Below are 23310 nucleotides of genomic sequence, written 5' to 3' on the forward strand. Positions count from 1 at the left end.
CGCGGGTTCGCCGGCCGCGGACGGCGCCGCCCGCAGCGGGGAGCGCCCGCCCCGGAGCCGGGCCACCTGCTCGGCGAGCCGCTCGGCAGCGGTCTCCAGGTCGGCCGACGGAGTCTGCCCGCGCAGTTCGTCGGTCACGGCGAGCAGCGCGGCGAGGTGGCCGGCGAGCTGGATGTCCAGCTCCTCCTCGCGCGACCGGTGGGGGAAGTCGGAGGCGGTGCCGGCCCTTGTGCTGTGGACCGACGGGGTGCGGATCGGTTCGTACATGCGGATGGCCTCCTGTGCGCTGACAGGAAATCATCCTAGCTTGGATTTCGTCTAAAGTTGAGTCGTGTCACGGAATGAGATCCGCCGGCCACGGTCGGCTGCCCCGTCCGCTACGGCTGGCCGTAGCCGTCCAGGAAGTTCCCGATCCGGGTGATCGCGTCCCGCAGATCGCCGACCGACGGCAGGGTCACCACCCGGAAGTGATCCGGCTCGGGCCAGTTGAAGCCCGTGCCCTGGACGACCATGATCTTCTCCTGGCGCAGCAGGTCCAGGACCATCTGCCGGTCGTCCCTGATCTTGAAGACCTGGGGGTCGAGGCGCGGGAAGAGATACAGCGCGCCCTTGGGGCGGACGCAGCTGACGCCCGGGATCCGGGTCAGCAGCTCGTACGCGGTGTCCACCTGCTCCTTCAGTCGCCCGCCCGGCAGCACCAGGTCGTTGATGGACTGCCGTCCGCTGAGCGCGGCCACCACCCCGTGCTGCCCCGGCATGTTGGCGCACAGCCGCATGTTCGCCAGGATCGTCAGACCCTCGATGTAGGAGTCGGCGTGGGCGCGCGGGCCGGAGATCGACATCCAGCCGACCCGGTAGCCGGCCACCCGGTACGCCTTCGACATGCCGTTGAAGGTGAGGGTGAGCAGGTCCGGGGCGATCTTCGCGGTCGGGATGTGCGTGGCGTCGTCGTAGAGGATCTTGTCGTAGATCTCGTCGGAGCAGACCAGCAGGTTGTGCCGGCGGGCGATGTCGGTCAGGCCCTTCAGCACCGCCTCGTCGTACACCGCGCCCGTGGGGTTGTTGGGGTTGATGATGACGATGGCCTTGGTGCGGTCGGTGACCTTGCGCTCGACGTCGGCGAGGTCGGGCATCCAGTCGGACTGCTCGTCGCAGCGGTAGTGCACGGCCGTGCCGCCGGAGAGGGAGACGGCCGCCGTCCACAGCGGGTAGTCCGGGGCCGGTACGAGGACCTCGTCGCCGTCGTCCAGCAGCCCCTGCATCGCCATCACGATCAGCTCGGAGACGCCGTTGCCGATGAAGACGTGCTCGACGTCCGTCTCGATGCCGAGGGTCTGGTTGTGCATGACGACCGCGCGGCGGGCGGCCAGCAGCCCCTTGGCATCGCCGTAGCCGTGAGCCGTCGAGACATTGCGGAGGATGTCCTCCAGGATCTCCGGCGGGCACTCGAAGCCGAAGGCGGCCGGGTTGCCGGTGTTGAGCTTGAGGATGCGGTGTCCCGCCGCCTCAAGCCGCATGGCCTCCTCGAGAACCGGGCCCCGGATCTCGTAACAGACGTTGGCGAGCTTGGTCGACTGGATCACCTGCATGCCGTGAGCTTACGGCCCGGTAATGCCTCGTGGGTGGTGTTTTCCGACACGTGAGACGCATTGGTTTGTCCTGATATCTCCGTGGGCTGTCTCAGCGGTCACTTGCGTCCCTAGAATGCGGTGCCGCCGGGGCGCCCGGTCGCGCACGGCGCCGTGAGCGGGCGGGGAGGTACGGAGGGGATGGGGATGGGCGGCGGACACGGACGGAACGGCGGACCTGTACCGCGTCCTGCGCCCCAGGACCGGCCGGACGCGTACCCCGCGCAGCCGCTTCCGGCACTGCCGGACGGTGCTGTGCCGCATCCCCTCGCGGCTGCCCCGCCGGACGCGGCCCCGCCCAGCGTGTACCTCCCGCAGGCCCCGGTGCCGGCGTACGAGGAGTATGCCGACCCCGCCGCCGCCCATGGCTGGATGAACGCCTACGACGAGACCCGCGAGCTGCCTGCGCTGACCGAGCGGCCCGGCCCGGCCGGCGCCACCCGGCCGACACAGCCGACCCGGTTCGAGCCGGTCGAGCCGGTCGGCCCGACCGGCCCGGCCGGCCGGTCGCGGGAGGGCGAGGGGCGGGCGGCGCGGCGGCGCGCCGAGCGGCACACGGGCGGCCGCCGCCGGGTGGCGGCCGTCGCCGGGGTGCTGGGCGTCGCCGGTGCGGTCGCGGTGATCGCCGCTCTGTCGGGTGGTTCGAGCGGCTCGGGTTCCCCCGCCTCGGGAGGGTCCGGTCCGGCCGTCGGCGGCTCCAGCGCCGCGAGTCCCCGCACCGGCGCCGGCTCTTCGGCCGAGGCCACCTCGACGCCCTCCGGCGGCCCCTCGGCCTCGCCGTCCGGTCTCCCGGCCGCCGGCGCGTCCCCGGGACGGACGACCGGCGGTCCGGCCACCGAGGCCGCCACCACCGCCCCCACGACGCCCTACGCGCCCGCGCCCACCGTGACGACGGCCCGCCCGGACACCAGCGCGCCCACGCCCGGCGGCCGCGGCCACGGCCACGGCGCCACGAAGCACCCTCGCTGGCCGACGGGTGCGTGAGCGCGGGCCGGCGGCGAGGGTTCGCGCTGTCCGGTGCCGTGGTCACCAAGCCCAAGCGGCGCCGGGAAACGGCGAGTTGAACGCTTGCGGCGGTAGAGGGAAACCCCTATGACCTGAGCCGGCTCCTTGTTCCCTTCCTCTCGATGCACCGAAGATGTGCATGACAAACGAACGGGCGGCCGGAGAACTCCGGTCGCCCACGTCGTCAGAGGGGACCCCCACATGAACAAGCCTCTCCTTGCCGCGCTCTCCTCCCTGGCCATGGCCGGGCTGGGAGCCGCCCCCGCGGTCGCCGCGCCGCACAGCGCCGTCAAGCCCGCGGCGACCGTCAACTTCGCCGGCACGGTCGCGCTCAGCAACTGCTCCGGTTCCGTCATCCGCTTCCCCAACTCCGCCGACAGCGACCCGGCGCTCGTCCTCACCAACGGCCACTGCCTGGAGACCGGCTTCCCGGACCCCGGCCAGGTCATCACCGGCCAGTCCTCCAGCCGCAGCTTCGGCCTGCTGAACGCCTCCGGCAGCAGGGTCGCCACCCTCCGCGCCAACCAGGTCGTCTACTCGACCATGACGGACACGGACGTCACGATCTACCGGCTGACCACCACCTACGCGCAGATCAAGAGTGCGTACGGGATCAGCCCGCTCACCGTGAACGACACCCACCCCACCGCCGGCACCGCCATCAAGGTCGTCTCCGGCTACTGGAAGCGCACCTACAGCTGCAGCATCGACGGGTTCGTGTACCGGCTGAAGGAGGGCGACTGGACCTGGAAGGACTCGGTCCGCTACACCTCCGCCTGCAACACCATCGGCGGCACCTCGGGCTCCCCGGTGATCGACACCAGCACCGGCAAGGTCGTCGCCGTCAACAACACCGGCAACGAGGACGGCGAGACCTGCACGGTGAACAACCCGTGCGAGGTGGACGAGAACGGCAACGTCACCATCCACCAGGGCATCAACTACGCCGAGGAGACCTACGAGATCCCCGCCTGCTTCACCACGGGCAACAAGCTGGACCTGAGCGCCGCCGGCTGCACCCTGCCCAAGCCCTAGCGGACCTCCGTGCGGCGGACGGACCGGCCCGCGAGCACGTCCGTACGCTTCCCGTCCTCGATGACGAACCGGCCGTCGACCAGGACGTGCGGGATCCCCGCGGGAAGCGTGCGGGGCTCGGCGAAGCTCGCGCCGGGCGCCACCGTCCCCGGGTCGAACAGCACCAGATCGGCCCGGTACCCCTCGCGCACCAGCCCCCGGTCCGGCAGCCGCAGCCGGGCCGCGGGCCGGGAGGTGAGGTGGGCGACGCACTCCTCCAGCGAGAGGATCCCCAACTCCCGTACGTAGTGGCCGAGATAGCGCGGGAAGGTCCCGTAGGCACGCGGGTGCGGCTTGTCGCCGCGCAGGATGCCGTCGGAGCCGCCGGTGTGGGTGCGGTGCCGCATGATCGTGCGGACGTTGTCCTCATGGCCGACGTGCTGGAGGACCGTCGTACCGAGCCGGTCCTCGACCAGCAGCCGGCGGGCGGTCTCCCAGGGGGCCTCCCCGCGCGGCCCGGCCGCCTCCCGGACCGTACGGCCCACCAGGTCGCCGAGCGCCGGGTCGGTGACACCGGAGATCTCGATGGTCTCCCACTCCACCGGCACGCCGTGACAGCCGTCCGAGCCGGTCACCTCCAGGTCGTGCCGGATCCGCTCGGCCGTCGCCGCGTCGGTGAGGCGCGCCAGGACCGCCTCCGGGCCGCCCTCGCTCGCCCAGCTCGGCAGCAGCGCGGCCAGGGTGGTGCAGCCGGGCGTGTAGGGATAGGTGTCGAGGGTGATGTCCGCCCCGGCGTCCAGGGCCCGGTCCAGCAGGGCCAGCAGCTCCGGCGCGCGGCCCTCGTTCACGCCGAAGTTCATCGTCGCGTGGGCCAGATGCAGCGGACAGCCGGCCTCCCGCGTCAGGGCGACCATCTCGGCGTAGGCCTCCAGCGCGCCGGCGCCGTAGGAGCGGTGGTGCGGGCAGTAGTAGCCGCCGTACGACGCCACCACCCGGCACAGCTCGGTCAGTTCGGCGTCCGGGGCGTACATGCCGGGCGTGTACGTCAGCCCGGAGGACAGTCCGACCGCGCCCTGCTCCAGCCCCTCCGCGACCAGCCGCCGCATCCGGTCCAGCTCCTCCGGGGTGGCCGCGCGGTCCTCCCAGCCGACGGCGAGCGCGCGGACCGTGCCCTGGGGGACGAGGTAGGCCGCGTTGACGGCGATGCCCCGGTCGAGCCGGTCCAGGTACTCGCCGACCGACCGCCAGTCGAAGTCGATGTCGTCGCCGTGGCCGTTCCACCCGGTGATCGCCCGCCGCACCTCCGGAAGCGTGCGGTCGTCCACCGGCGCGTACGACAGCCCGTCCTGCCCGAGGACCTCCAGCGTGACTCCCTGCGCGGCCTTCGCGCTGTGGTCGGGGTCGCGCAGCAGGGCGAGGTCGGAGTGGGCGTGCATGTCGATGAAGCCGGGGGAGAGGACCAGGCCCTCCGCGTCCAGCTCCCGCACGGCGCGCGGGCGCTGGCAGCCGGCCGCGGCGGCCTCCTTGACGACCGAGACGATCCGCCCGCCGTCGATCACCACATCGGCCCGGTACGACGGTGCGCCGCTGCCGTCGACGACGTCGGCGTCCCGGATGACCAGGTCCTCCATGTCCCGCCTCCCTTTTCACCGGCTCCTAGAAGAACGTACGGATGTAGTCGACGACCGTGCCGTCGGCCTCGGCCACCGGGATCAGCTGCCACTTGTCGAACGCCGTGCACGGGTGGGACAGGCCGAGCCCGATCCAGTCGCCGACCCCGACGTCCGCGCCGGGGACGGTGCGCAGCCACAGGTGCTGGTCGGACAGGGCGGTCACCTCGATCCCGTCGGCCGGGTGCTCCGTGCCGTCCCGGCGTACCACCTGGGCGACGGGCAGGTCCAGGTCGTAGGCGGCGTCCCGCTTGCCCGCGTTGACGAAGGCCTGATCGGCCGAGGGGCGCGAGACGACCTGCGCCCACAGCCGGAACGCGGGCTCCAGGGCACCTTCCTCGGGCACCCGGTTGAACGGGGTGAGCCTGCTGTAGTGCACGTCGTCGTGCGAGACGTAGGCGCCGGAGCGCAGCAGCTTCAGGACGGGGAGGGAGAGCCCGGGGACGGCGGCGAAGACATCGGCGACCGCGTCGAACCACTCGCTGCCGCCGGCGCTGACGATGATCTCGCCCGCTCCGGCGAACCGCCCGGCCTTGTCGAACTCCACGGCGAGCGCGACCAGCCGGTCCAGCCAGGCCCGCACGAGCTCCGGGTCGGCGCCGGGCACCTGGGCCTCGTAGCCCGCGACACCCACGAGCCGCAGCGTCTCGGTGCCGGCCACGGCATCGGCGACGGCCCGGGCGTCCTCCTCCGTGCGCACGCCGGTCCGCGCACCCTCGCCGGCGCCCAGCTCGACGACGACGTCCACGGGCCGGGCGGAGCCCCTGAGCGCGGCGTCCATCAACTCGGCGCCGCGCACGGAGTCGACGTAGCAGACGAATCGGAAGCCGGGGTCGGCGGCGAGCTCGCCCGCGATCCAGCGCAGTGCCGAGGCGTCGACCAGCTCGTTGGCGAGGAAGACCCGCTGGATCCCGAACGCCCGGGCGACGCGCACCTGGTGGGGCACCGCCAGCGTGACGCCCCAGGCGCCGTGCTCGATCTGACGGTGGAAGAGCTGCGGGGCCATGGAGGTCTTGCCGTGCGGGGCGAAGGCGAGGCCGTGCCGGGCGGCGTACGTCTCCATGAGCGCGAGATTGTGTTCCAGGCGCTCGGCGGACAGCGCGAGCACGGGCGTGGTGAAGCCGTCCGTCTCGGCGAAGAGGTTGCGGCGCTGAGCGGCCAGCTCGCCGACGGTGAGGCCCTCGGCGTCCGGCGGGAGGCCCTTGAAGCGGTGGTCGACGCGTTCCTCGGCCAGCTGGGCGAGCGCTTCGCTGCTGCTCATGGAGCCCCTCTCTCACCGTTGCACTCTCTGCAACGGTCATTGCACGGATTGCTGAATGGTGTCTAGCATCTCGCCGACATCGGGTCAACGGAACCGTGACCCGGGGATCGGACAGGAGTCATCGTCAACGACGCTGCTGACGCCGTGAAGGGTGCGGTCATGGAGGTTGTGGACCTGGTCGCGCTCGGCGAGTCCATGGTCACCTTCCTGCCCACCCGGCCGGGCCGCCTCGCGGACGTGCCCTCCTTCGACCGCGCGATCGGCGGCGCCGAGTCCAACGTGGCCTGCGTGCTGGCCGCCGCCGGGCACACCGCGCGATGGGTGAGCCGCGTGGGTGCGGACGGCTTCGGGCAGCACCTGGTGGAGCGGATCGCCGGGTACGGCGTCGACGTCTCGTCCGTCTCCCGCGACCCGGCCCGCCCGACCGGTGTCTACTTCCGCACGGCCGGCGACCGGGGCACGGGCGCGCACGAGGTGGCGTACTACCGGGCGGGTTCGGCGGCCTCGGCGATGAGCGCGGCCACCGTGGACCTGGCGGCGGCGCGGGCGGGGCGGGTGCTGCACCTGTCGGGCATCACGGCGGCCCTGTCGGAGGACTGCCGCGCCCTGCTGCACACCCTGACGGCACGCCGCCCGGGGCGCCCGCTCCTCTCCTTCGACGTGAACCACCGCCCGGCCCTGCGGAGCACCCTCGAGGGGCCCCTCGTGCTGCTCGGCCTGGCCCGCCGAGCGGACATCGTCTTCGTCGGCGAGGACGAGGCGCAGGAGGCGTGGGGCGTCACGGGCGGCCCGGAGGCGATCCGAGCGGCGCTTCCGGAGCCGGGGCTGCTGGTGGTGAAGCAGGGGGAGAAGGGGGCGACCGCGTTCGACGGGCGCCGGCCCACCGCACTCCCGGTCACCTTCGAACCGGCCCTCCACGTGGACGTCGTGGCGGCCACCGGCGCCGGGGACGCCTTCGCCGCCGGGTTCCTCTCCGGCACCCTCCGCGGCCTCCCCCTCAAGCGCCGGCTCAGGCTGGGACACCTCTTCGCCGCCGCCGCCCTCACCACCCCCGGCGACCTCGCCACACCCCCCGCCCGGGACCACGCCGACCGCCTGACCGCCCTGGACGACACCGCATGGGGGAGACTTCGACTCGCCCCCGGCTGGACGCAGGCCGAGCGGGCCACACAGGAGGCGAACACCCCATGAGCCAGACCGTCGACCGCGCCCTGAGCATCCTGCCGCTCCTGGCCGAGGGTCCCGCCGACCTCGGCCAGGTCGCCGACCGCCTGGGCGTGCACAAGTCCACCGCGCTCCGCCTCCTGCGCACCCTGCACGAGCACGGCCTGGTCTACCGCCAGTCCGACCAGCGCTACCGCCTCGGCGCCCGCCTCTTCGCCCTCGCCCAGGAGGCGATGGAGAACCTCGACATCCGCGAGATCGCCCACCCCCACCTCGTACGGCTGAACGAGGCCTGTGGGCACACCGTGCACCTCGCCGTGTACGAGGAGGGCGAGGTCCTCTACATCGACAAGGTGGACAGCCGCTACCCGGTCCGCATGTACTCCCGGATCGGCAAGCCCGTCGCCATCACGGTCGCGGCCGTGGCCAAGCTCCTCCTCGCCGACCTGCCCGAACCCGAGCGCCGCGCCCTCGCCGACAAGCTCGAGTACCCCCTCTACACGCCCCGTTCGACCCCCAACGCCCCCGCGTTCCTGCGGGAGTTGGAGAAGGTCCGCGAACAGGGCTGGGCCACCGACCTCGGTGGTCACGAGGAGTCCATCAACTGCGTCGCCGCCCCCGTCCGCGGCGCCGACGGCCGCGTGGTCGCCGCGATGTCGGTGTCCGCGCCGAACGTGGTCGTCACCGCCGAGGAACTCCTCACCCTGCTCCCGCAGGTCCGCCGTACCGCGGACGCGATCAGCGGCGAGTACTCCGGAAGAACGCCAGTGACGGACCCCACGAAGGACACCGCATGACCGAGAAGACCGCGCTCACCCCGAAGACCCACACCACCCCGCCCGCCCGGTTCTCCCACGGCGTACGGAAGGGCAACATCCTCCAGGTCGCCGGCCAGGTCGGCTTCCTGCCCGCCGAGGAGGGCAGGCCCCCGACACCGGCCGGTCCCACCCTGCGCGAACAGACCCTCCAGACCCTCGCCAACGTCAGGGCGATCCTCGAAGAGGGCGGCGCGAGCTGGGACGACGTGATGATGATCCGCGTCTACCTCACCGACGTGGACCACTTCGCCGAGATGAACGACATCTACAACACCTACTTCGAGGAGCAGGGCCTCACCCAGCCGCCCGCCGCCCGGACCACGGTCTACGTCGGACTCCCGGCCGGCCTCCTCATCGAGATCGACGCGCTCGCCGTACTCGGCTGAACAGCTGACGATCGCTCACCACCCGCACGTCCCCTCACGGTACGGCGGCCCCCACCCCCGGGCCGCCGTGTCGCGATCCCCCCTGCCCGAAAGCATCATGCATTTACGAAGAGGACCTCCGTATGTCCTTCCTGCTCGCCGCGACCGCTCCCACCGCCCCACCACCCCACACCGGAGGCCTGCTCCTCCTCCTGAACGGCACCCCCGGCCTCCTCACGGTCGCGGCCCTCGGCATAGCCCTGTTGCTGTTCCTGATCATCAGGGTCCGGCTGCAGCCCTTCGTGGCCCTCCTGGCCGTCTCCATAGCCGTGGGCCTGCTGGCCGGCCTGTCGGTCACCGAACTCTTCGGCACGGTCCAGCGTTCCGACGCCGTCTCCACCATCGAGTCCGGCATGGGCGGCATCCTCGGCCACGTCGCGATCATCATCGGCCTCGGTACGATGCTCGGCGCGATCCTGGAGGTCAGCGGCGGCGCGGAGGTGCTGGCGACCCGTCTGCTCGGTCTGTTCGGCGAGCAGCGCGCCCCGCTCGCCATGGGCCTGACGGGCCTGATCTTCGGCATCCCGGTCTTCTTCGACGTGGGCATCTTCGTCCTGGCCCCGCTCGTCTACGCGGCGGCCAAGCGCGGGGGCAAGTCGATCCTCCTCTACTGCCTCCCCCTGCTGGCCGGCCTCTCGATGACCCACGCCTTCCTGCCCCCGCACCCAGGCCCCGTCGCCGCCGCGGGCCTCCTCCACGTCCAGCTCGGCTGGATCATCCTCATGGGCATCGTCTGCGGCATCCCGGCCGTCCTGGCCGCCTGGGCGTACTCCGCCTGGATCGGACAGCGGATCTTCGTCGCCGTACCGCAGGACATGGTCGAGGCGGCGGAGGAGGCCAGGCGGGCGGTCGTGGCCGAACAGCGTGCCCAGGGAGTGGAACCCCGGGAACGTCCGGTCCCGCTCGCCACGGTCCTGGCCATCATCGGCACACCGCTGATCCTCATCCTCGCGGCCACGTTCTCCTCGATCGCCCTGGACCCGTCCCCCACCCGCTCGGTCCTGGAGTTCTTCGGCCACCCGTTCGTGGCCCTGACCATCGCGTTGCTGATGGCCTACTACCTGCTGGGCATCCGCCGGGGCTGGTCCCGCAAGTCGCTGGAGACGGTGTCGACCGCCTCGCTCAAGCCGGTCGGCAACATCCTGCTGGTGGTGGGCGCGGGCGGGGTCTTCGGCGCGGTACTGAAGGCGAGCGGGGTGGCCCAGGCCCTGTCGGACACGTTCCACGGCGTGGGCCTGCCGGTGATCGTCCTGTCGTACCTGATCTCGCTGGTCCTGCGGGTGGCCCAGGGCTCGGCGACGGTGGCGATCGTGACGACGGCGGGCATCGTGGCGCCCCTGCTCGCGGAGGGCCACCACGCGCAGCCCTTCGTGGCCCTGGTCATCATGGCCATCTCGGCCGGCTCCATCTTCGCCTCGCACGTCAACGACGGTGGCTTCTGGATGGTGGCCAAGTACTTCGGCATCAGCGAACGGGACACGCTGCGGACGTGGACCGTCCTGGAGTCGGTGCTGTCGGTGGCGGGGTTCGCGGTGGCGGCGGTGGTGAGCGTGTTCGTATGAACGTGACGTGAGGGATACCGGGGATGAGCGGGCTGACTGGTTCCGGCACAGGGAAGTCGTCCATACTGCCGCCGTGGAGCAGCGCATAGGAGCGAGCAGCAAGCCGTCCGAGGCCGAGCCGTTGAAGACCGGGCCCGTGACGGGCGCCGGTTTCGACCCGGCGTTCATCCCCGGAATCACGGTTCCGGCACAGGCCAGGTCGTCCGACGAGCCGGAGCCGGAGGACGCGGTGGCGCCGGCGGTGTCGGCGGAGCCGGAGGATTCGAAGGCGCCCGAGACAGAGGTGACCGGGACGTCCGAGGAAGCCACGGAGTCCGTGGACGACGAAGGCCCGGACGACGGACCGGTCTTCGAGGCCTCCGACCGCCGGGCGAAGATCGTGGCCGACCGCAAGGGTGTCCGCCTCAGCCTGGACGAGGAGGCCTGCGAGTTCCGCTGGGACGAGATCGCGGCGGTCGAGACGGAGTCCCCCCGCTTCGGCAAGCGCTACACGATCACCGTCCACACCCCGGACCGCCGCTGGTTCCCGATCGAGATCGAGGCGACGGCGAAGTCCCGCTTCAAGGAGTGGGACGAACAGCTGGACGCGGTGCTGGACGCGTACTTCGACGACTCCGAGGAGTCCCCTTCGGAGCGTTGATGAAGGGGACGAAGGCGTCGGCCGGCTTCTCCGGCCCGTAGTGGTAGAGCACGTTGCGCGTCTCGAAGGCGGTCGGGTCCGATCGAATCGACAAAGCCCGGGCCGCTGCGGGCCCGGGCCTCGTCACCAGCCGATTCTCATGTCACGGCAGTGCGTGCACATGCGCCCCCACCGAGCCCGACCACGCGTTCCCCGCCGACGCGTCCCAGTTCGTGGACCAGGTCATCGCACCGCGGAGGTCCGGATACGTCTTCGACGGCTTGAAGGAACCGCAGTTCGTGCCCGCGGTCAGGCAGTCCAGCGCGTTGTTCACCACCGAGGGAGATACGTAGCCGCTGCCCGCCGCGCTCGGGGAAGCCGGGAGGCCGAGGCCCACCTGGGACGGGGCGAGGCCGCCCTGGAGCTGGATGCAGGCGAGAGCGGTGAGGAAGTCGACCGACCCCTGGCTGTAGACCTTGCCGTCGCAGCCCAGCATGGAACCGCTGTTGTAGTACTGCATGTTGACGACCGTGAGGATGTCCTTGATGTTCAGGGCCGTCTGGAAGTACGCGTTCGACGTCGACTGCATGTCGATCGTCTGCGGCGCCATCGTGATGATCAGCGACGAGCCCGCCTTCGCCGACAGGGCGCGGAGCGCCTGCGTCATGTACGTCGCGTCGAGGCCGTTCTCCAGGTCGATGTCCACGCCGTCGAAGCCGTACGTCTGCATGAGGGAGTAGACCGAGTTCGCGAAGTTCGTCGCCGAGGTGGAGTCGTTGATCGACACCGTGCCGTTCTGGCCGCCGATCGAGATGACGACTTTCCTGCCGGCCGCCTGCTTCGCCTTGATGTCCGCCTTGAACTGGTCGACCGTGTAGCCGCCGAGGCCGGCCGAGTCCAGGTTGAACGTCACCGCGCCCGGCGTCGACGTGGCGTCCGCGAAGGCCACCGCGATGATGTCGTACGACGACGGGACGTCCGACAGCTTCTGGACCGTCGCGCCGTTGTTGAAGTTCTGCCAGTAGCCGGTCACCGCGTGCTTGGGCAGCGCGCCGCCACCGCCGCTGCTGCCCCCGGAAGCCGTCGTGGCGGTCACCGCCGCCGACTTCGCCGACTCGCCCGCCGCGTTCGTCGCCGTCACCTGGAAGGAGTACGAGGTCGAGGCCGTCAGGCCTGTCACCGTCGCCGAGGTGCCCGTCACCGCGGTCACCTTCGTGCCGTCGCGGTAGACGTTGTAGCCCGTCGCGCCCGAGACCGGGGACCAGGACAGTGAGACGGAGGAGGACGTCGTACCGGAGACCGTCACGCCGCCGGGGGCCGCCGGAATGGTCGGGGCCGGGCCGCCGCCTCCGCCGCCGTCGGGGCCGTAGACCGAGACGTCGTCGGCGTAGTAGGCCGCCTGGCCGTACCAGCCGTGGGTGTAGACCGTGACGGATGTCGTCGAGGCGCCTGTGGTGAAGGTCGTGGACAGCTGCTTCCAGGTCGTCGTGTCCGGCGTCCACGTGGACACGTCCGTCGTACCCGTGCCCGTCACGCCCAGGTAGGAGTAGCCGCCCTGCACCCACGCGCTCAGCGTGTACGTCGAGTTGGGCTTGACCGCGACCGTCTGGGTGCACTGGGCGTCGTCCTGGCCGGCCGGGGTCGCCTTCAGCGCGGAGGAACCGGAGTGCACCGGGGAGGAGACCGTCGTGCCGCTGCCGGCCGTGCACGTCCAGTCGGACAGGCCCGACTCGAAGCCGGCGTTCGTGACGTTGTTGACGTCCGCCGCGGAGGCCGGGGTCGCGGCGAGTCCCGCGACGGAGAGGGCCAGGGCCGTGGCGGCGGACCACAGGGTGATTCGCCGTCCGCGGGGTCTGGGTATGCCTGGTGCATGGTCCATTGGGGCCTCCGGTGGGGAAGGGGGGTTCGGAGAGGGAGCCTTGGCGGAGAGGGGAGAGGGGAGAGGGGAGGAGAAGGTGCGGTGGCCACCGTTGGGCATACAAGTTGGTCCAGACCAATCTGGGTGTCAAGAGGTCCAGACCAAAACCGTTTCCGGTTCACCGCTCAAGCTGTCCGTATTTGGCCGGAGTTGTGACCGGAGAGTTCCACGCGGGCTTCACAAACGCTGTTCTCCGGCCATACGGCCGTGGATACAGTGCTCACGTAGTCACGCAGTGAAGTCGTCCTGGCGCACGGGAGTTACCTCCGTGGGCCGGCGGGTGTGAAGAGCGGGGAGTTGCGCGTGCCCACTGCCATTGCCGTGACCAGTGCCGACATGGCACTGCCGGCGCAGGACGAACGGACCATGCCGGCCGTCGTGCTGGGCGGCCTCGACCAGCGGCCCCTGGAGCACGCGCTCACCGAACTCCACACCCTGACCGAGCAGTACGGATACCTGATCGTCGTGTGCTCGACCGCCACGCCGAAGACCGTCCTACGACGGCTGCACACCCTGCGCTCGCTGCTGGAGAGCGACCGCATCGCCGTCTTCCGGCCCGGACTTCCGCCCCTCGGCATCGCCGTGCTCGCCCGGCAGCTGCGGCAACTCTCCTCCTGCGACCTCAGTCCGGGCGTCCTCGCCTCCGCCGGGCGGCTGCTCACCCACTACATCCACGCCGGGGCCGTGCTCGGCTCGGTCGCCAGACTGGACCGCGTGCCGGTCGGCCTCAAGGCGCACGCCAAGTCCTGGGTGCCCGGCAGCCAGTTCGCCGTGCTCGCGCATCCCGAGCCGCAGCTCGTGCGCACGGGTCCCGGCGTCACGCTCAAAGGGCCCGAGTTCAACACCTGGATGCTCGTCGGCAAAGGACAGCAGACGCAGCAGGGTGACTGGGTCGCCGGGCTCGCGGGGCAGTGGAGCGTGCACGGGCTGCGCGAGGTCCCGCTGCCCGCCGAGTCCCCGGTGTGGTGGGGGACGGGCCGCATGACCGAGTTCTGCAGCTACCTCGCCGACCTGTCCGTTCTCTACCAACTGGTCACGTCGGTACGGCAGACCACCTGTCACTGGTGCGGACTGGACGTCATCGGCGACCGGTGCGTCTTCTGCTCCGCCACCCCGCCCGCCCACGAACCCGCCGCGCCCCGCGCCCTGGAGCAGCGCACGCCCGCCTGACCCGATCCGCACGTCCCCAGCCCGCTCGACCGATTCCCCCAATGAGGTTGCACGGTTCATGAACTCCCGTCAGCGCCGCGGCGTGATACTCCTGATCCTGTCGGTCCTGTGCGCTCTGGGCGCGTTCGCCGGCGTGCTCTCCGTCGTCCACGACGTCAATTCCAAGGTCGGCCCCGAGGTCACCGCCTACCGGGTGCGGTCCGACGTGAGGCCGTACACCACCCTGGACGCCGGCCAGTTCGAGAAGACCGAGATGCCCAAGCGGTGGCTGTCGGACAACGCGGTCACGGATCTGCGGCAGATCCAGGGCAAGATCGCGGTCACCACCCTGCGCAAGGGCTCCCTGCTCCAGACCGACATGGTCGTCGACCAGCCCGCCCTCCAGCCCGGACAGCAGGAGGTCGCCATCATGATCGACGCGGCGACCGGCGTGGCAGGGAAGATCACCCCCGGATCGCACGTCAACGTGTACGCCACCTTCGCCGGAAAGAAGGAAGGCGACCCGGACCAGTCGAAGATCATCGTCACCGACGCCCGGGTCCTCGACGTCGGCCAGATCACCGCCCTCGACCCCGAGCAGAGCAAGAACCAGCAGCAGCCCAGCGAGGCCGTCCCCATCACCTTCGCGCTGTCCACCCTCGACGCCCAGCGCATCACCTACGCCGAGTCCTTCGCCCAGCGCGTCCGGCTCGCGCTGGTGGCCCCCGGCAGCGAGACCAGCGTCCCGGACAAGGAACGCACCTACGAACTCGCGACGGACAAGTGAGAGGCGGCCCGCATGCCAACCAGGATCCTCCCGGCGGGAGCCGACCCGGACGCCGTACGCTCCCTCACCACCCTGCTCAGCCAGCTCCCCGACGCCGAACCCCAGCCGCCGGTCGGCGACTCCACCCAGCTGGTCGACACCCTCGCCCGGCTCGCCGCCGAGTCCGTGGACGAACTGCCCGAGGTCGTGGTCGTCCACGAGCGGATCGGCCCGGTACCGGCCCTGGAACTGATCCGCGAGGTCGCGCTCCGCTTCCCCGCCGTCGGCGTCATCCTCGTCACCACCGACGCCGGACCCGGCCTGTTCTCCGCCGCCATGGACTCCGGCGCCCGCGGCCTGGTCACGCTCCCGCTGTCGTACGAGGAACTCGCCAGCCGGGTCCAGGCGGTCGCCCAGTGGTCGACCGGGGTACGGCGTCATCTCGGTCACGGCGTCTCCGACCTGCTCGGCGGGGTCGGCGGTACGGTCGTCACGGTCAGCGGCGCCAAGGGAGGCGTGGGCGCCACCCTGGCGGCGATCCAGCTGGCCCTCGCCGCACAGGCCTCCGGCCGGCCGACGGCTCTGGTCGACCTCGACCTCCAGGCCGGAGACATCGCCTCCTACCTGGACATCCAGTTCCGGCGGTCCGTCGCCGACCTCGCCGCCATCACCGACATCTCGCCCCGCGTCCTCGCCGACGCCCTCTTCCGCCACGACACCGGGCTCGCCCTGCTCCTCGCCCCCGGCGAGGGCGAACGCGGCGAGGAGGTCACCGACCGCGCCGCCCGCCAGACCGTCAGCGCCCTGCGCTCCCGCTACGAGGTGGTCGTCGTCGACTGCGGCGCCCAGCTGAGCGGGGCGGGCGCCGCCGTGGTCGAGATGGCCGACATCGCGCTCCTGGTCACCACGCCGGACGTCATCGCCGTCCGCGCCGCCAAGCGGACCGTACGGATGTGGGACCGGCTGCAGATCCGCAAGGCCGAGGAGACGACGGTGGTCGTCAACCGGCACACGCGCAGTACGGAGATCCAGCCGGCCCTCGTGCAGCGCATCACCGGCACGGCGGTGGCGCGTACGGCCGTTCCGGCCAACTTCAAGGAACTTCAGGCCGTTGTCGACACCGGGCGGGTGCATGAGCTCGACAGCAGGAGTTCCGTGAAACAGGCCCTGTGGGGGCTCGCGGGGGAGCTGGGGCTGGTGCGGGCGGCCGAGGGGACCACCGGTCATCGGGGGAGCGGGCGTGGCGCGGGCGGATTCCGGCGGCGGAAGGAGTGAGTGCCCCATGAGAAGGCCGGAGGGGGATCGGGGGCAGGTGAGCATCGAGTTCCTCGGGATGACGCCGCTGATCGTTCTGACCTTGGTGCTCGTGTGGCAGGCCGTGCTCGTGGGGTACACCTTCACGCTGGCCGGGAATGCTGCGGACGAAGGGGTACGGGCGGGGACGGCGGCGCCGCGCGGGGGTGCACGGCAGGCGGCCTGCTCGGCTGCGGGGCTGAAGCATCTGTCGGCGGCCTGGAAGGGGGATGCAAAGGTGCAGTGCAGTCCGTCCGGCTATGTCACGGCCGATGTCTACCTCAAGGTCCCCGTTCTCTTTCCCGGGGTGATCTCCTTCCCCGCCACGGTGCACGGCCACGCCGGCGCCGTCGAGGAGGTGAAGCACTGAGATGCCGTACCGACGCGGGCGGCGGGACAGGGGCCAGGTCGCCATCGAGTACCTCGGGTTCATCCCGATCCTCCTGATCGTGGCCATGGCGGGCATCCAGATCGGGGCCGTCGCGTACGCCGCCGAGCAGGCCGGTACGGCGGCCCGGGCCGGGGCTCGGGCGGCTTCCCTGCGGCAGGACGCCCAGCAGGCGTGCTCCGAAGCCGTCAGCGGCGGACTCAGCGTGACGTGCGGTGAGGAACCAGGAGATGGCTCGGTGACCGTCACCGCCCGGGTGAAGATCCCGAAGATCATCTGGGACTTCGGCGACGCCACGAAAAAAGCCACCATGCCGCTCGACCACTAGGCGAGGAGATGCCGACATGAGCCTGCGGGCACGCATCAGCACTCCGGAGGAGCACGGCAGCCGGGGCGAGGACGGGCATCTGGTCGCCTCCTACCGGGCCAAGCTGCTGGAGGAGATCGACCTCGCGGAGATGAGTTCGCTCGCGGCGGCCGAACGCCGGGCGCGCCTCGAGCGGGTGCTCGGGCACATCATCAGCCGTGAGGGCCCGGTGCTGTCGACGGTGGAGCGCGCGCAGCTGATCCGCCGGGTGGTGGACGAGGCACTGGGCCTCGGCATCCTGGAGCCGCTGCTGGAGGACGCGTCGATCACCGAGATCATGGTGAACGGCCCCGACGCGATCTTCGTCGAACGAGGCGGCCGCGTCGAGCAGTTGCCCTTGCGGTTCGTCTCCTCGGACCAGCTGATGCAGACCATCGAGCGGATCGTGTCCACCGTCAACCGGCGGGTGGACGAGTCGAACCCGATGGTGGACGCCCGCCTGCCCTCCGGCGAACGCGTGAACGTCATCATCCCGCCGCTGTCCCTGACCGGGCCGATCCTCACCATCCGCCGCTTCCCGCGCTCCTTCACCCTCCAGGAGCTGATCTCCTTCGGCTCGCTGGACGAGCACATGGTGTATCTGCTGGGGGGCCTGGTGCAGGCGAAGTTCAACATCATCGTCTCGGGCGCCACGGGCACGGGAAAGACGACCTTGCTGAACGCGTTGTCGGGCCTGATCCCTTCCCACGAGCGCATCATCACCATCGAGGACTCCGCCGAGCTCCAGCTCCAGCAGACGCACGTGGTCCGGCTGGAGGCGCGGCCGCCGAACGTCGAGGGCAAGGGCCAGGTCACCATCCGGGACCTGGTCCGCAACTCCCTGAGGATGCGACCGGACCGGATCGTGGTCGGCGAGGTCCGCGGCGGCGAGTCCCTCGACATGCTCCAGGCGATGTCGACCGGCCACGACGGATCGCTGGCGACCGTGCACGCCAACAGCGCCGAGGACGCCCTGACCCGGCTGCAGACCCTCGCCTCCATGTCCGACGTCGAGGTCCCCTTCGTGGCCCTCCACGACCAGATCAACAGCGCGGTCGACGTCATCGTCCAGCTCACCCGGTTCGCCGACGGCGCCCGCCGGATCACCGAGATCGCGCTGCTCGACAGCCATGGCGGGGAGCCGTACCGGCTCGCGACCGTGGCCCGGTTCGACGCCCGGCCCATGACCCCCGACGGCCGCGTGTACGGCGGCTTCCAGTACTTCCCGCTGCCCCGCCGTACCGCCGACCGCCTCTACATGGCGAGCCAGCCCGTCCCGCAGGCCTTCGGAGTCGCCCACTCCGTGGACCAGCTCGCCACCCGAGAAGCCAGGTAGGCCCCATGGAACTCCACACCCTCGTCCAGCTGACCACCGGCGTGACGCTGCTGGCCTGCGTCCTGGCGGTGGCCGGCGTGCACGCCTACGCCTCGGGCCGGGCCCAGCGCGCGGCCCTCGTGGACCGGCTCACCCACACCGGCCCGGCCCCGGCGACCGGCCGCAGGCGCCGCTTCCGCGACCTGGACCGGCGGCTGCGCCGCACCCGCCTCGGCCGCCGGCTGGAGCTGCGCCTCGCGGCGACCGGACTGGACGTGACCCCGGGCGAGTTCTTCGTCTGCATGCTGGCGACGGTCGCCGCGCTGTGGCTGATCGGCCAGGCCACCCTGGCCCCCTTCTTCGGACCCCTCGCCGGGCTCCTCGGCATCGGTGCGGCGGTGCAGTTCCTCAACTGGCAGCGGCAGAAACGCATCGAGCGCTTCATCAACCAACTCCCCGAACTCGCCCGCATCCTGGCCAACGCCACCCAGGCGGGCCTCGCCCTGCGCACCGCGATCGGCATGGCGGCGGAGGAGCTGGAGGCCCCGGCGGGCGAGGAACTGGCCAAGATCTCCGACCAGTTGGCGATCGGCCACTCCCTCGACGACGCGCTCGGTGAGCTGGCGGACCGGCTGCCGTCCCGGGAACTGGTCGTCCTCGTCACCACCCTGGTCCTGTCCAACCGGGCAGGAGGCCAGGTGGTGTCGGCCCTGCGGAACCTCACCGAGACCCTGGAGGAACGCAAGGAGACCCGGCGGGAGATCCGCACCCAGCTCTCCCAGGTGACCATGACGTCGTACGCCGTCCCCGTCCTCGGCGTCGGCGCGCTCTTCCTCATGAACGGCGTCAAGGACGGCGCGCTGGCCCGCATGACCGGCTCACCGGTCGGCCAGGCCTGCGTGCTCATCGCGTTCGCGATGTACGCGGTCGGATTCGTCCTCATCCGGCGCCTGAGCCGGATCGACGTGTGAAGGGGGTGGCGGCCCGATGACCGGACTCCTGCTCGCACTCCTGATGGCCCTCGGCGTCTGGGGCGCCTTCGCCGGCCTGCGCATGTACCGCGCGGAGGCGAAACTCCCCGGTGACCTGGCGGTGGCCCTGGAGGTCGGCGCCACCCGCACCGGCGCGGTGGGCTCGCTCATCGACCGGATGGGCATGCGCTACGCCCCCGCCGTGCTGCGCCTGATGGGCCCGCGCCTGGTGGCCCGCTACCGCCGCAAGATCGACCTCGCCGGCAACCCCGGCGGCCTGACCATCGACCGCTACGCGGCCCGCCGCGCGGTGTACGGCGCGCTGGGCGCGGTCGGCTGCCTGGTGTTCCTGCTGCGGGGCCAGTGGTTCGTGGCCGTGCTCCTGCTCCTGTTCGGCGCCTTCTGGACGGAGGTCGGCATCTGGTCGGCGATCCGGGTCCGCAAGGACGTCATCGAGCGCACACTGCCGGACTTCCTGGACGTGCTGGCGGTGGTGGTCAGCGCGGGGCTGGGCTTCCGCCAGGCTCTCGACCGGGTGGCGACGAGGTACGAGGGCCCCTGGGCGGACGAACTGCGCATCACCCTGCGCCAGATGGACCTCGGCATGAGCCGCCGCCAGGCCTTCGCCGAGCTGAGGAGGAGGAACGACTCCGAACAAGTGGCGATGTTCGTGACGGCACTGCAGCAGGGGGAGGAGCTGGGCGCCCCCATCGTGGACACGCTGGTCGCGCTGGCGAAGGACATGCGCCGCACCGACGCCCAGAACGCCCGCCGCAAGGCCGCCCGCGCGGTGCCCAAGGCCACGCTGATGATCACCACGTTCATGGTCCCGGCCACGATGCTCCTGCTCGGCGCGGGCCTGATCCTCGGCTCCGGCGTGGACTTCGGCTCCCTCACGGGGAAGTGAGCGGACGTGACGGTGGTGGGTCTGATGGGGCGCGGGGGAGGGGTGCCTTCCGGGGCCGGCGGCCGGGTGCGCGCCGTCATGGGCTGGTTCGCACGCCGTTGGCGGGCGACCGCCCGTACGGATCCCGCCACCGCCGAACCCTCGGAGAAGATCCAGATCCGTGCGCTGCAGGCCATGTGCCGGCAGGTCTTCGGCTTCCGCCTGGCCATGATCGCCCTGGCCGCCCCCGCCGCGCTGCTGCACGCGGCCCCCGGCCTGGGCGCCCGCCTGGCCGGCGCGGCCGTGGTCGTGACGTTCATGGTGTCGTACGTCCTGTTCCGCGACTGGGAGCGCTTCGGCCCGCTCCTCCTGCGCCACCCCAGCCTCCTCGCCGCCGACACCCTCTTCGGCTCGTTCCTGCTGATCTCGGCCGGCCCGGACACCACCCTCGCCTACGTCAGCGTCTGCACCCCGCTCCTGGCAGGCCTGGTCTACAGCTGGCGGGGCGCGGCCTGTTTCGCCTCCCTCCAGTCCCTGATCCTGCTCCTGGTCCACGCCACCCTGAAGGCAGACCGGCACGCCCCGGTCGCGGAAGCGCTCCTCCTCCCCGGCCTGTGCGTCATCTCCGGCGCCATGGGCTCGACCCTGCGCAACCTGATGCTCCGCTTCGGCGCCGCGACCCAGGCCCTGACCTCGGTCCAGGCACGCCTCGCGGCGGCGGAGGCGGTGAGCGAGGAACGCGCCCGGCTGGCACGCGAGATGCACGACTCCGTGGCCAAGACCCTCTACGGCGTGGCCCTCGCGGCGGACGGCCTGGCGGCGACGGCCTCGACGGACGCTCCCGACCCCGACCGCATCCGGCAACAGGCGGAGCTGGTGTCCCGCTCGGCGCGCAGGGCGGCGGCGGAGTCGAGGGAACTCCTGACGGACCTGCGCCGACAGCAGCAGCCGGATGCGCTCGACGGGGGCGGGACGGCGGTGTGGAGCGAACTGACCGACATGACAAGGGACTTCACGGAACGCACGGGCCTACGGGTCACCTGCCCGGACCTGGACCCCGGCCGTCTCCCCCCGCTGGCCGCCCCCCTGGCCCGCCACCTCCTCTCCATCACCACGGAAGCGCTGGAGAACGCCTACCGCCACGCGTGCGCGACCCAGGTGGAGGTGGGGGCGGCGATGCACGGGGGTCTGCTGTGCCTCACGATCCACGACGACGGCCGGGGCCTCCCGCCCGGCACCACGCTCGAACGGCTCCGCGACTCCGGCCACTTCGGCCTGCTCGGCATGGTCGAGCGCGCCGCGCAGCTGGGCGCCCGGATCCGCATCGGCAGGGGCGGCCACGAACGGGGCACGGAGGTACGCGTGGAACTCCCGCTGCCGTCGGTGAACGACTCCGGCCCCACACCCGGGAAACCCTGAGAGGAGGCACCATGCAGCACAGCAACCCCTGGCCCGAGGCTCCCCCGCCACCGCCTCCCCCTCCCCTGCGTCTGCTGGTGGCCGACGACAACCCCGTGGTCCGGGCGGGCCTGACGGCCCTGCTCTCGGCCCGCGCGGACACCACGGTGGTGGCGGAGGCGACGGACGGCCGGGAGGCGTACGAGGCGGCCGTACGGCACCGCCCGGACGTCATCCTCCTCGACGTCCGCATGCCCGGGGTCGACGGAATCTCGGCATTGCCGCACCTGGTGCGGCTGGCGCCGGTCATGATGCTGACCTACAGCCACGAGACGGAGACCGTGCGGGAGGCGTTGCGGCTGGGGGCGGGGGGATACCTGGTGCACGGCGAGTTCACGACGGAGCAGTTGGTGCGCGCGGTGCGGGATGTCCGGGAGGGGCGGCCGCATGTGACGCCGGGGGCCGCGAAGGCGTTGCTGACGCACTTGCAGGCGAGTGCACCTGCACACATGGAACCCCAAGTCCCTCAATTTTTACGGAAAAACTCACCCCAAGTTCTTTCGCAACTGCAATCCTCCATGGGACAGTCATTCCGTTCACGTTTCCGGCTGAGCACAAGGGAGGCGGAGATCATGGACCTCATCGCGTCCGGCATGACGAACCAGCAGATCGCCGCCGCCTGCTTCATCTCCGAGAAGACGGTCAAGAACCACATCAACCGCATCTTCGCCAAGCTCCAGACCACCACGCGGTCCCAGGCGGCCGCGAAGTGGTTGGGGGTGGCTTGAGGTGGGGGCGTGGGGGAGCGGACGGGGCGGGGAATGGGCCTGGGGTTGGGTCCTGGGGCCCTTTGTACACGGGAGCGTCGGGTCGTACGGTGCCCCGACCGGAGGCGAAGCTGGAGGGGGCAACCATGAGCAAATGGTTCAACACCACCGTGGCGTATCTGCAGGCCCGCGCTGTTCGCAGCGACAGGGGGCAGACCGCGGTGGAGTACCTCGGCATCATCGCGGTGGTGGTGGCGATCGTGTTGGCGATCACCGGCACCAGCATCGGTCAGTCGATCTACGACGCCATCACGAACAAGATCGCCCAGGTCACCGGCGGCTGATTCCTCCACGCCGCGACGCAGGGCAGGCCTTCCCCATCTACATCACGGTGGTGGCAGGCCTGCTCTTTCTTGCGTTGGCCTACCTCGCGGTCGGCCAGGCGTCGGTGAATCGCAGCGGCGCCCAGACGGCGGCCGACGCGGCAGCGCTCGCGGCGGCTCAGAGCGAGCGTGACCAACTCGCGGCCCAGTGGGTGAAGGTGCTGCCCGACCCCGCGAAGTGGCAGGCCATCTTCGAGGGCAGGGCGACGTTCGTCGGCCCCGACCCGTGTGAGCGGGCCGGCCAACTCGCCAAGCAGAACGATGCCGTGCTGAATGACTGCTTGCCGCCGGGGTTGCTGAAGTACCGGGTCGACGTGCGGACCAACAAGTCCGTCGGCCGGTCTGTCGTGCCCGGGTCGGAGAACTACCAGTCGACGGCTTCCGCCACCGCCGAGATCAAGTCCCTCTGTACCTTCAACCCCCCCGCCGGGGGCGCCGAGGGCGACGCGCTGCCCGCACTCACCTGCAACGGCAAGGTCTGGCATCTGAAGCCGGACGACACAACGGGGCTGCCGAAGCCCGAAGACCTCTTCGACGTCCACCTGGCCGGCTGACGAGCGAACG

General features: G+C 71.2%; 24 protein-coding genes. 19 read left to right on the plus strand and 5 right to left on the minus strand.

Annotated features, from left to right (window positions below):
• Both ABT288_RS25040 and ABT288_RS25045 read right to left on the minus strand, forming a co-directional pair.
• A partial coding sequence (locus ABT288_RS25040) for an SCO4983 family protein (protein ID WP_502972808.1) occupies positions 1-267 on the minus strand: 267 nt, incomplete at its 3' end.
• Between the two features lie 110 nt (positions 268-377).
• Entirely contained in the window at positions 378-1589 is a 1212-nt protein-coding gene (locus ABT288_RS25045) for a pyridoxal phosphate-dependent aminotransferase (protein ID WP_351611751.1), read from the minus strand.
• 294 nt (positions 1590-1883) lie between these two features.
• On the opposite strand from ABT288_RS25045, the gene ABT288_RS25050 reads away from it, so the two are divergent.
• Both ABT288_RS25050 and ABT288_RS25055 read left to right on the plus strand, forming a co-directional pair.
• Complete coding sequence (locus ABT288_RS25050) at positions 1884-2612, plus strand: hypothetical protein (RefSeq protein WP_351611753.1); 729 nt, start codon at positions 1884-1886, stop codon at positions 2610-2612.
• Positions 2613-2834: 222 nt separating this feature from the next.
• Positions 2835-3668 (plus strand): trypsin-like serine peptidase, encoded by an 834-nt coding sequence (locus tag ABT288_RS25055; RefSeq protein ID WP_351611756.1) that lies wholly within the window; start codon positions 2835-2837, stop codon positions 3666-3668.
• Here the strand turns inward: ABT288_RS25055 and ABT288_RS25060 are convergent.
• Positions 3665-5278, minus strand: a complete 1614-nt coding sequence (locus ABT288_RS25060; RefSeq protein ID WP_351611759.1) for an N-acyl-D-amino-acid deacylase family protein — start codon at positions 5276-5278, stop codon at positions 3665-3667. The two genes, ABT288_RS25055 and ABT288_RS25060, sit on opposite strands and share 4 nt — an antisense overlap.
• Before the next feature lie 25 nt (positions 5279-5303).
• On the minus strand, positions 5304-6578 hold the full coding sequence (locus ABT288_RS25065) for an amino acid deaminase (protein ID WP_351611761.1): 1275 nt from the start codon (positions 6576-6578) through the stop codon (positions 5304-5306).
• Positions 6579-6737: 159 nt separating this feature from the next.
• On the opposite strand from ABT288_RS25065, the gene ABT288_RS25070 reads away from it, so the two are divergent.
• From ABT288_RS25070 to ABT288_RS25090, 5 genes are all read left to right on the plus strand, one after another.
• Positions 6738-7769: a sugar kinase gene (locus tag ABT288_RS25070; RefSeq protein WP_351611763.1), complete on the plus strand. Its 1032-nt coding sequence runs from the start codon at positions 6738-6740 to the stop codon at positions 7767-7769.
• Positions 7766-8539 carry an IclR family transcriptional regulator gene (locus ABT288_RS25075; protein ID WP_351611765.1) on the plus strand — a complete coding sequence of 258 codons (774 nt, stop codon included), beginning with the start codon at positions 7766-7768 and terminating at the stop codon, positions 8537-8539. The genes ABT288_RS25070 and ABT288_RS25075 overlap by 4 nt, the downstream gene beginning before the upstream one ends.
• Positions 8536-8946, plus strand: coding sequence for a RidA family protein (locus tag ABT288_RS25080; RefSeq protein WP_351611768.1), 411 nt, complete (start codon positions 8536-8538; stop codon positions 8944-8946). The genes ABT288_RS25075 and ABT288_RS25080 overlap by 4 nt, the downstream gene beginning before the upstream one ends.
• Positions 8947-9068: 122 nt before the next feature.
• A complete protein-coding gene (locus ABT288_RS25085) occupies positions 9069-10547 on the plus strand; it encodes a GntP family permease (protein WP_351611771.1) in 1479 nt (492 codons plus the stop codon).
• Positions 10548-10620: 73 nt separating this feature from the next.
• Positions 10621-11187, plus strand: a complete 567-nt coding sequence (locus ABT288_RS25090; protein ID WP_351611773.1) for a hypothetical protein — start codon at positions 10621-10623, stop codon at positions 11185-11187.
• A gap of 142 nt (positions 11188-11329) precedes the next feature.
• On the opposite strand, the gene ABT288_RS25095 is transcribed toward ABT288_RS25090, so the two are convergent.
• Positions 11330-13045 carry a chitinase gene (locus tag ABT288_RS25095; RefSeq protein ID WP_351611775.1) on the minus strand — a complete coding sequence of 572 codons (1716 nt, stop codon included), beginning with the start codon at positions 13043-13045 and terminating at the stop codon, positions 11330-11332.
• A gap of 321 nt (positions 13046-13366) precedes the next feature.
• Between ABT288_RS25095 and ABT288_RS25100 the strand changes: the two genes are divergently transcribed.
• The 12 genes from ABT288_RS25100 to ABT288_RS25155 all read left to right on the plus strand — a co-directional run bounded on the left by ABT288_RS25100 (position 13367) and on the right by ABT288_RS25155 (position 23300).
• On the plus strand, positions 13367-14254 hold the full coding sequence (locus ABT288_RS25100) for a hypothetical protein (protein WP_450858072.1): 888 nt from the start codon (positions 13367-13369) through the stop codon (positions 14252-14254).
• A 58-nt stretch (positions 14255-14312) separates the two neighbouring features.
• Positions 14313-15020, plus strand: coding sequence for a Flp pilus assembly protein CpaB (cpaB, locus tag ABT288_RS25105; RefSeq protein ID WP_351611778.1), 708 nt, complete (start codon positions 14313-14315; stop codon positions 15018-15020).
• Between the two features lie 12 nt (positions 15021-15032).
• Positions 15033-16274, plus strand: a complete 1242-nt coding sequence (locus ABT288_RS25110; protein WP_351611781.1) for a CpaE/TadZ family protein — start codon at positions 15033-15035, stop codon at positions 16272-16274.
• Between the two features lie 7 nt (positions 16275-16281).
• Entirely contained in the window at positions 16282-16662 is a 381-nt protein-coding gene (locus ABT288_RS25115; RefSeq protein WP_351611784.1) for a TadE family protein, read from the plus strand.
• Position 16663: 1 nt separating this feature from the next.
• Complete coding sequence (locus ABT288_RS25120; RefSeq protein ID WP_351611787.1) at positions 16664-17008, plus strand: TadE/TadG family type IV pilus assembly protein; 345 nt, start codon at positions 16664-16666, stop codon at positions 17006-17008.
• Positions 17009-17024: 16 nt separating this feature from the next.
• Complete coding sequence (locus ABT288_RS25125) at positions 17025-18362, plus strand: TadA family conjugal transfer-associated ATPase (protein WP_351611789.1); 1338 nt, start codon at positions 17025-17027, stop codon at positions 18360-18362.
• A gap of 5 nt (positions 18363-18367) precedes the next feature.
• Positions 18368-19312, plus strand: coding sequence for a type II secretion system F family protein (locus ABT288_RS25130; RefSeq protein WP_351611792.1), 945 nt, complete (start codon positions 18368-18370; stop codon positions 19310-19312).
• Positions 19313-19328: 16 nt separating this feature from the next.
• On the plus strand, positions 19329-20219 hold the full coding sequence (locus ABT288_RS25135) for a DUF5936 domain-containing protein (protein WP_351611795.1): 891 nt from the start codon (positions 19329-19331) through the stop codon (positions 20217-20219).
• Positions 20220-20297: 78 nt separating this feature from the next.
• Positions 20298-21617: a sensor histidine kinase gene (locus ABT288_RS25140; RefSeq protein ID WP_451335086.1), complete on the plus strand. Its 1320-nt coding sequence runs from the start codon at positions 20298-20300 to the stop codon at positions 21615-21617.
• Positions 21618-21628: 11 nt separating this feature from the next.
• Positions 21629-22384 (plus strand): response regulator, encoded by a 756-nt coding sequence (locus ABT288_RS25145; protein ID WP_351611797.1) that lies wholly within the window; start codon positions 21629-21631, stop codon positions 22382-22384.
• A 125-nt stretch (positions 22385-22509) separates the two neighbouring features.
• Positions 22510-22707 (plus strand): Flp family type IVb pilin, encoded by a 198-nt coding sequence (locus ABT288_RS25150; protein WP_351611799.1) that lies wholly within the window; start codon positions 22510-22512, stop codon positions 22705-22707.
• Positions 22707-23300: a pilus assembly protein TadG-related protein gene (locus ABT288_RS25155; protein ID WP_451335085.1), complete on the plus strand. Its 594-nt coding sequence runs from the start codon at positions 22707-22709 to the stop codon at positions 23298-23300. Before ABT288_RS25150 ends, ABT288_RS25155 begins: the two co-directional genes overlap by 1 nt.
• The last annotated feature ends 10 nt before the right edge of the window (positions 23301-23310 follow it).

Origin of the sequence: Streptomyces sp. NPDC001093, assembly GCF_040298985.1 — a bacterium.
Taxonomy (GTDB): Bacteria; Actinomycetota; Actinomycetes; order Streptomycetales; family Streptomycetaceae; genus Streptomyces.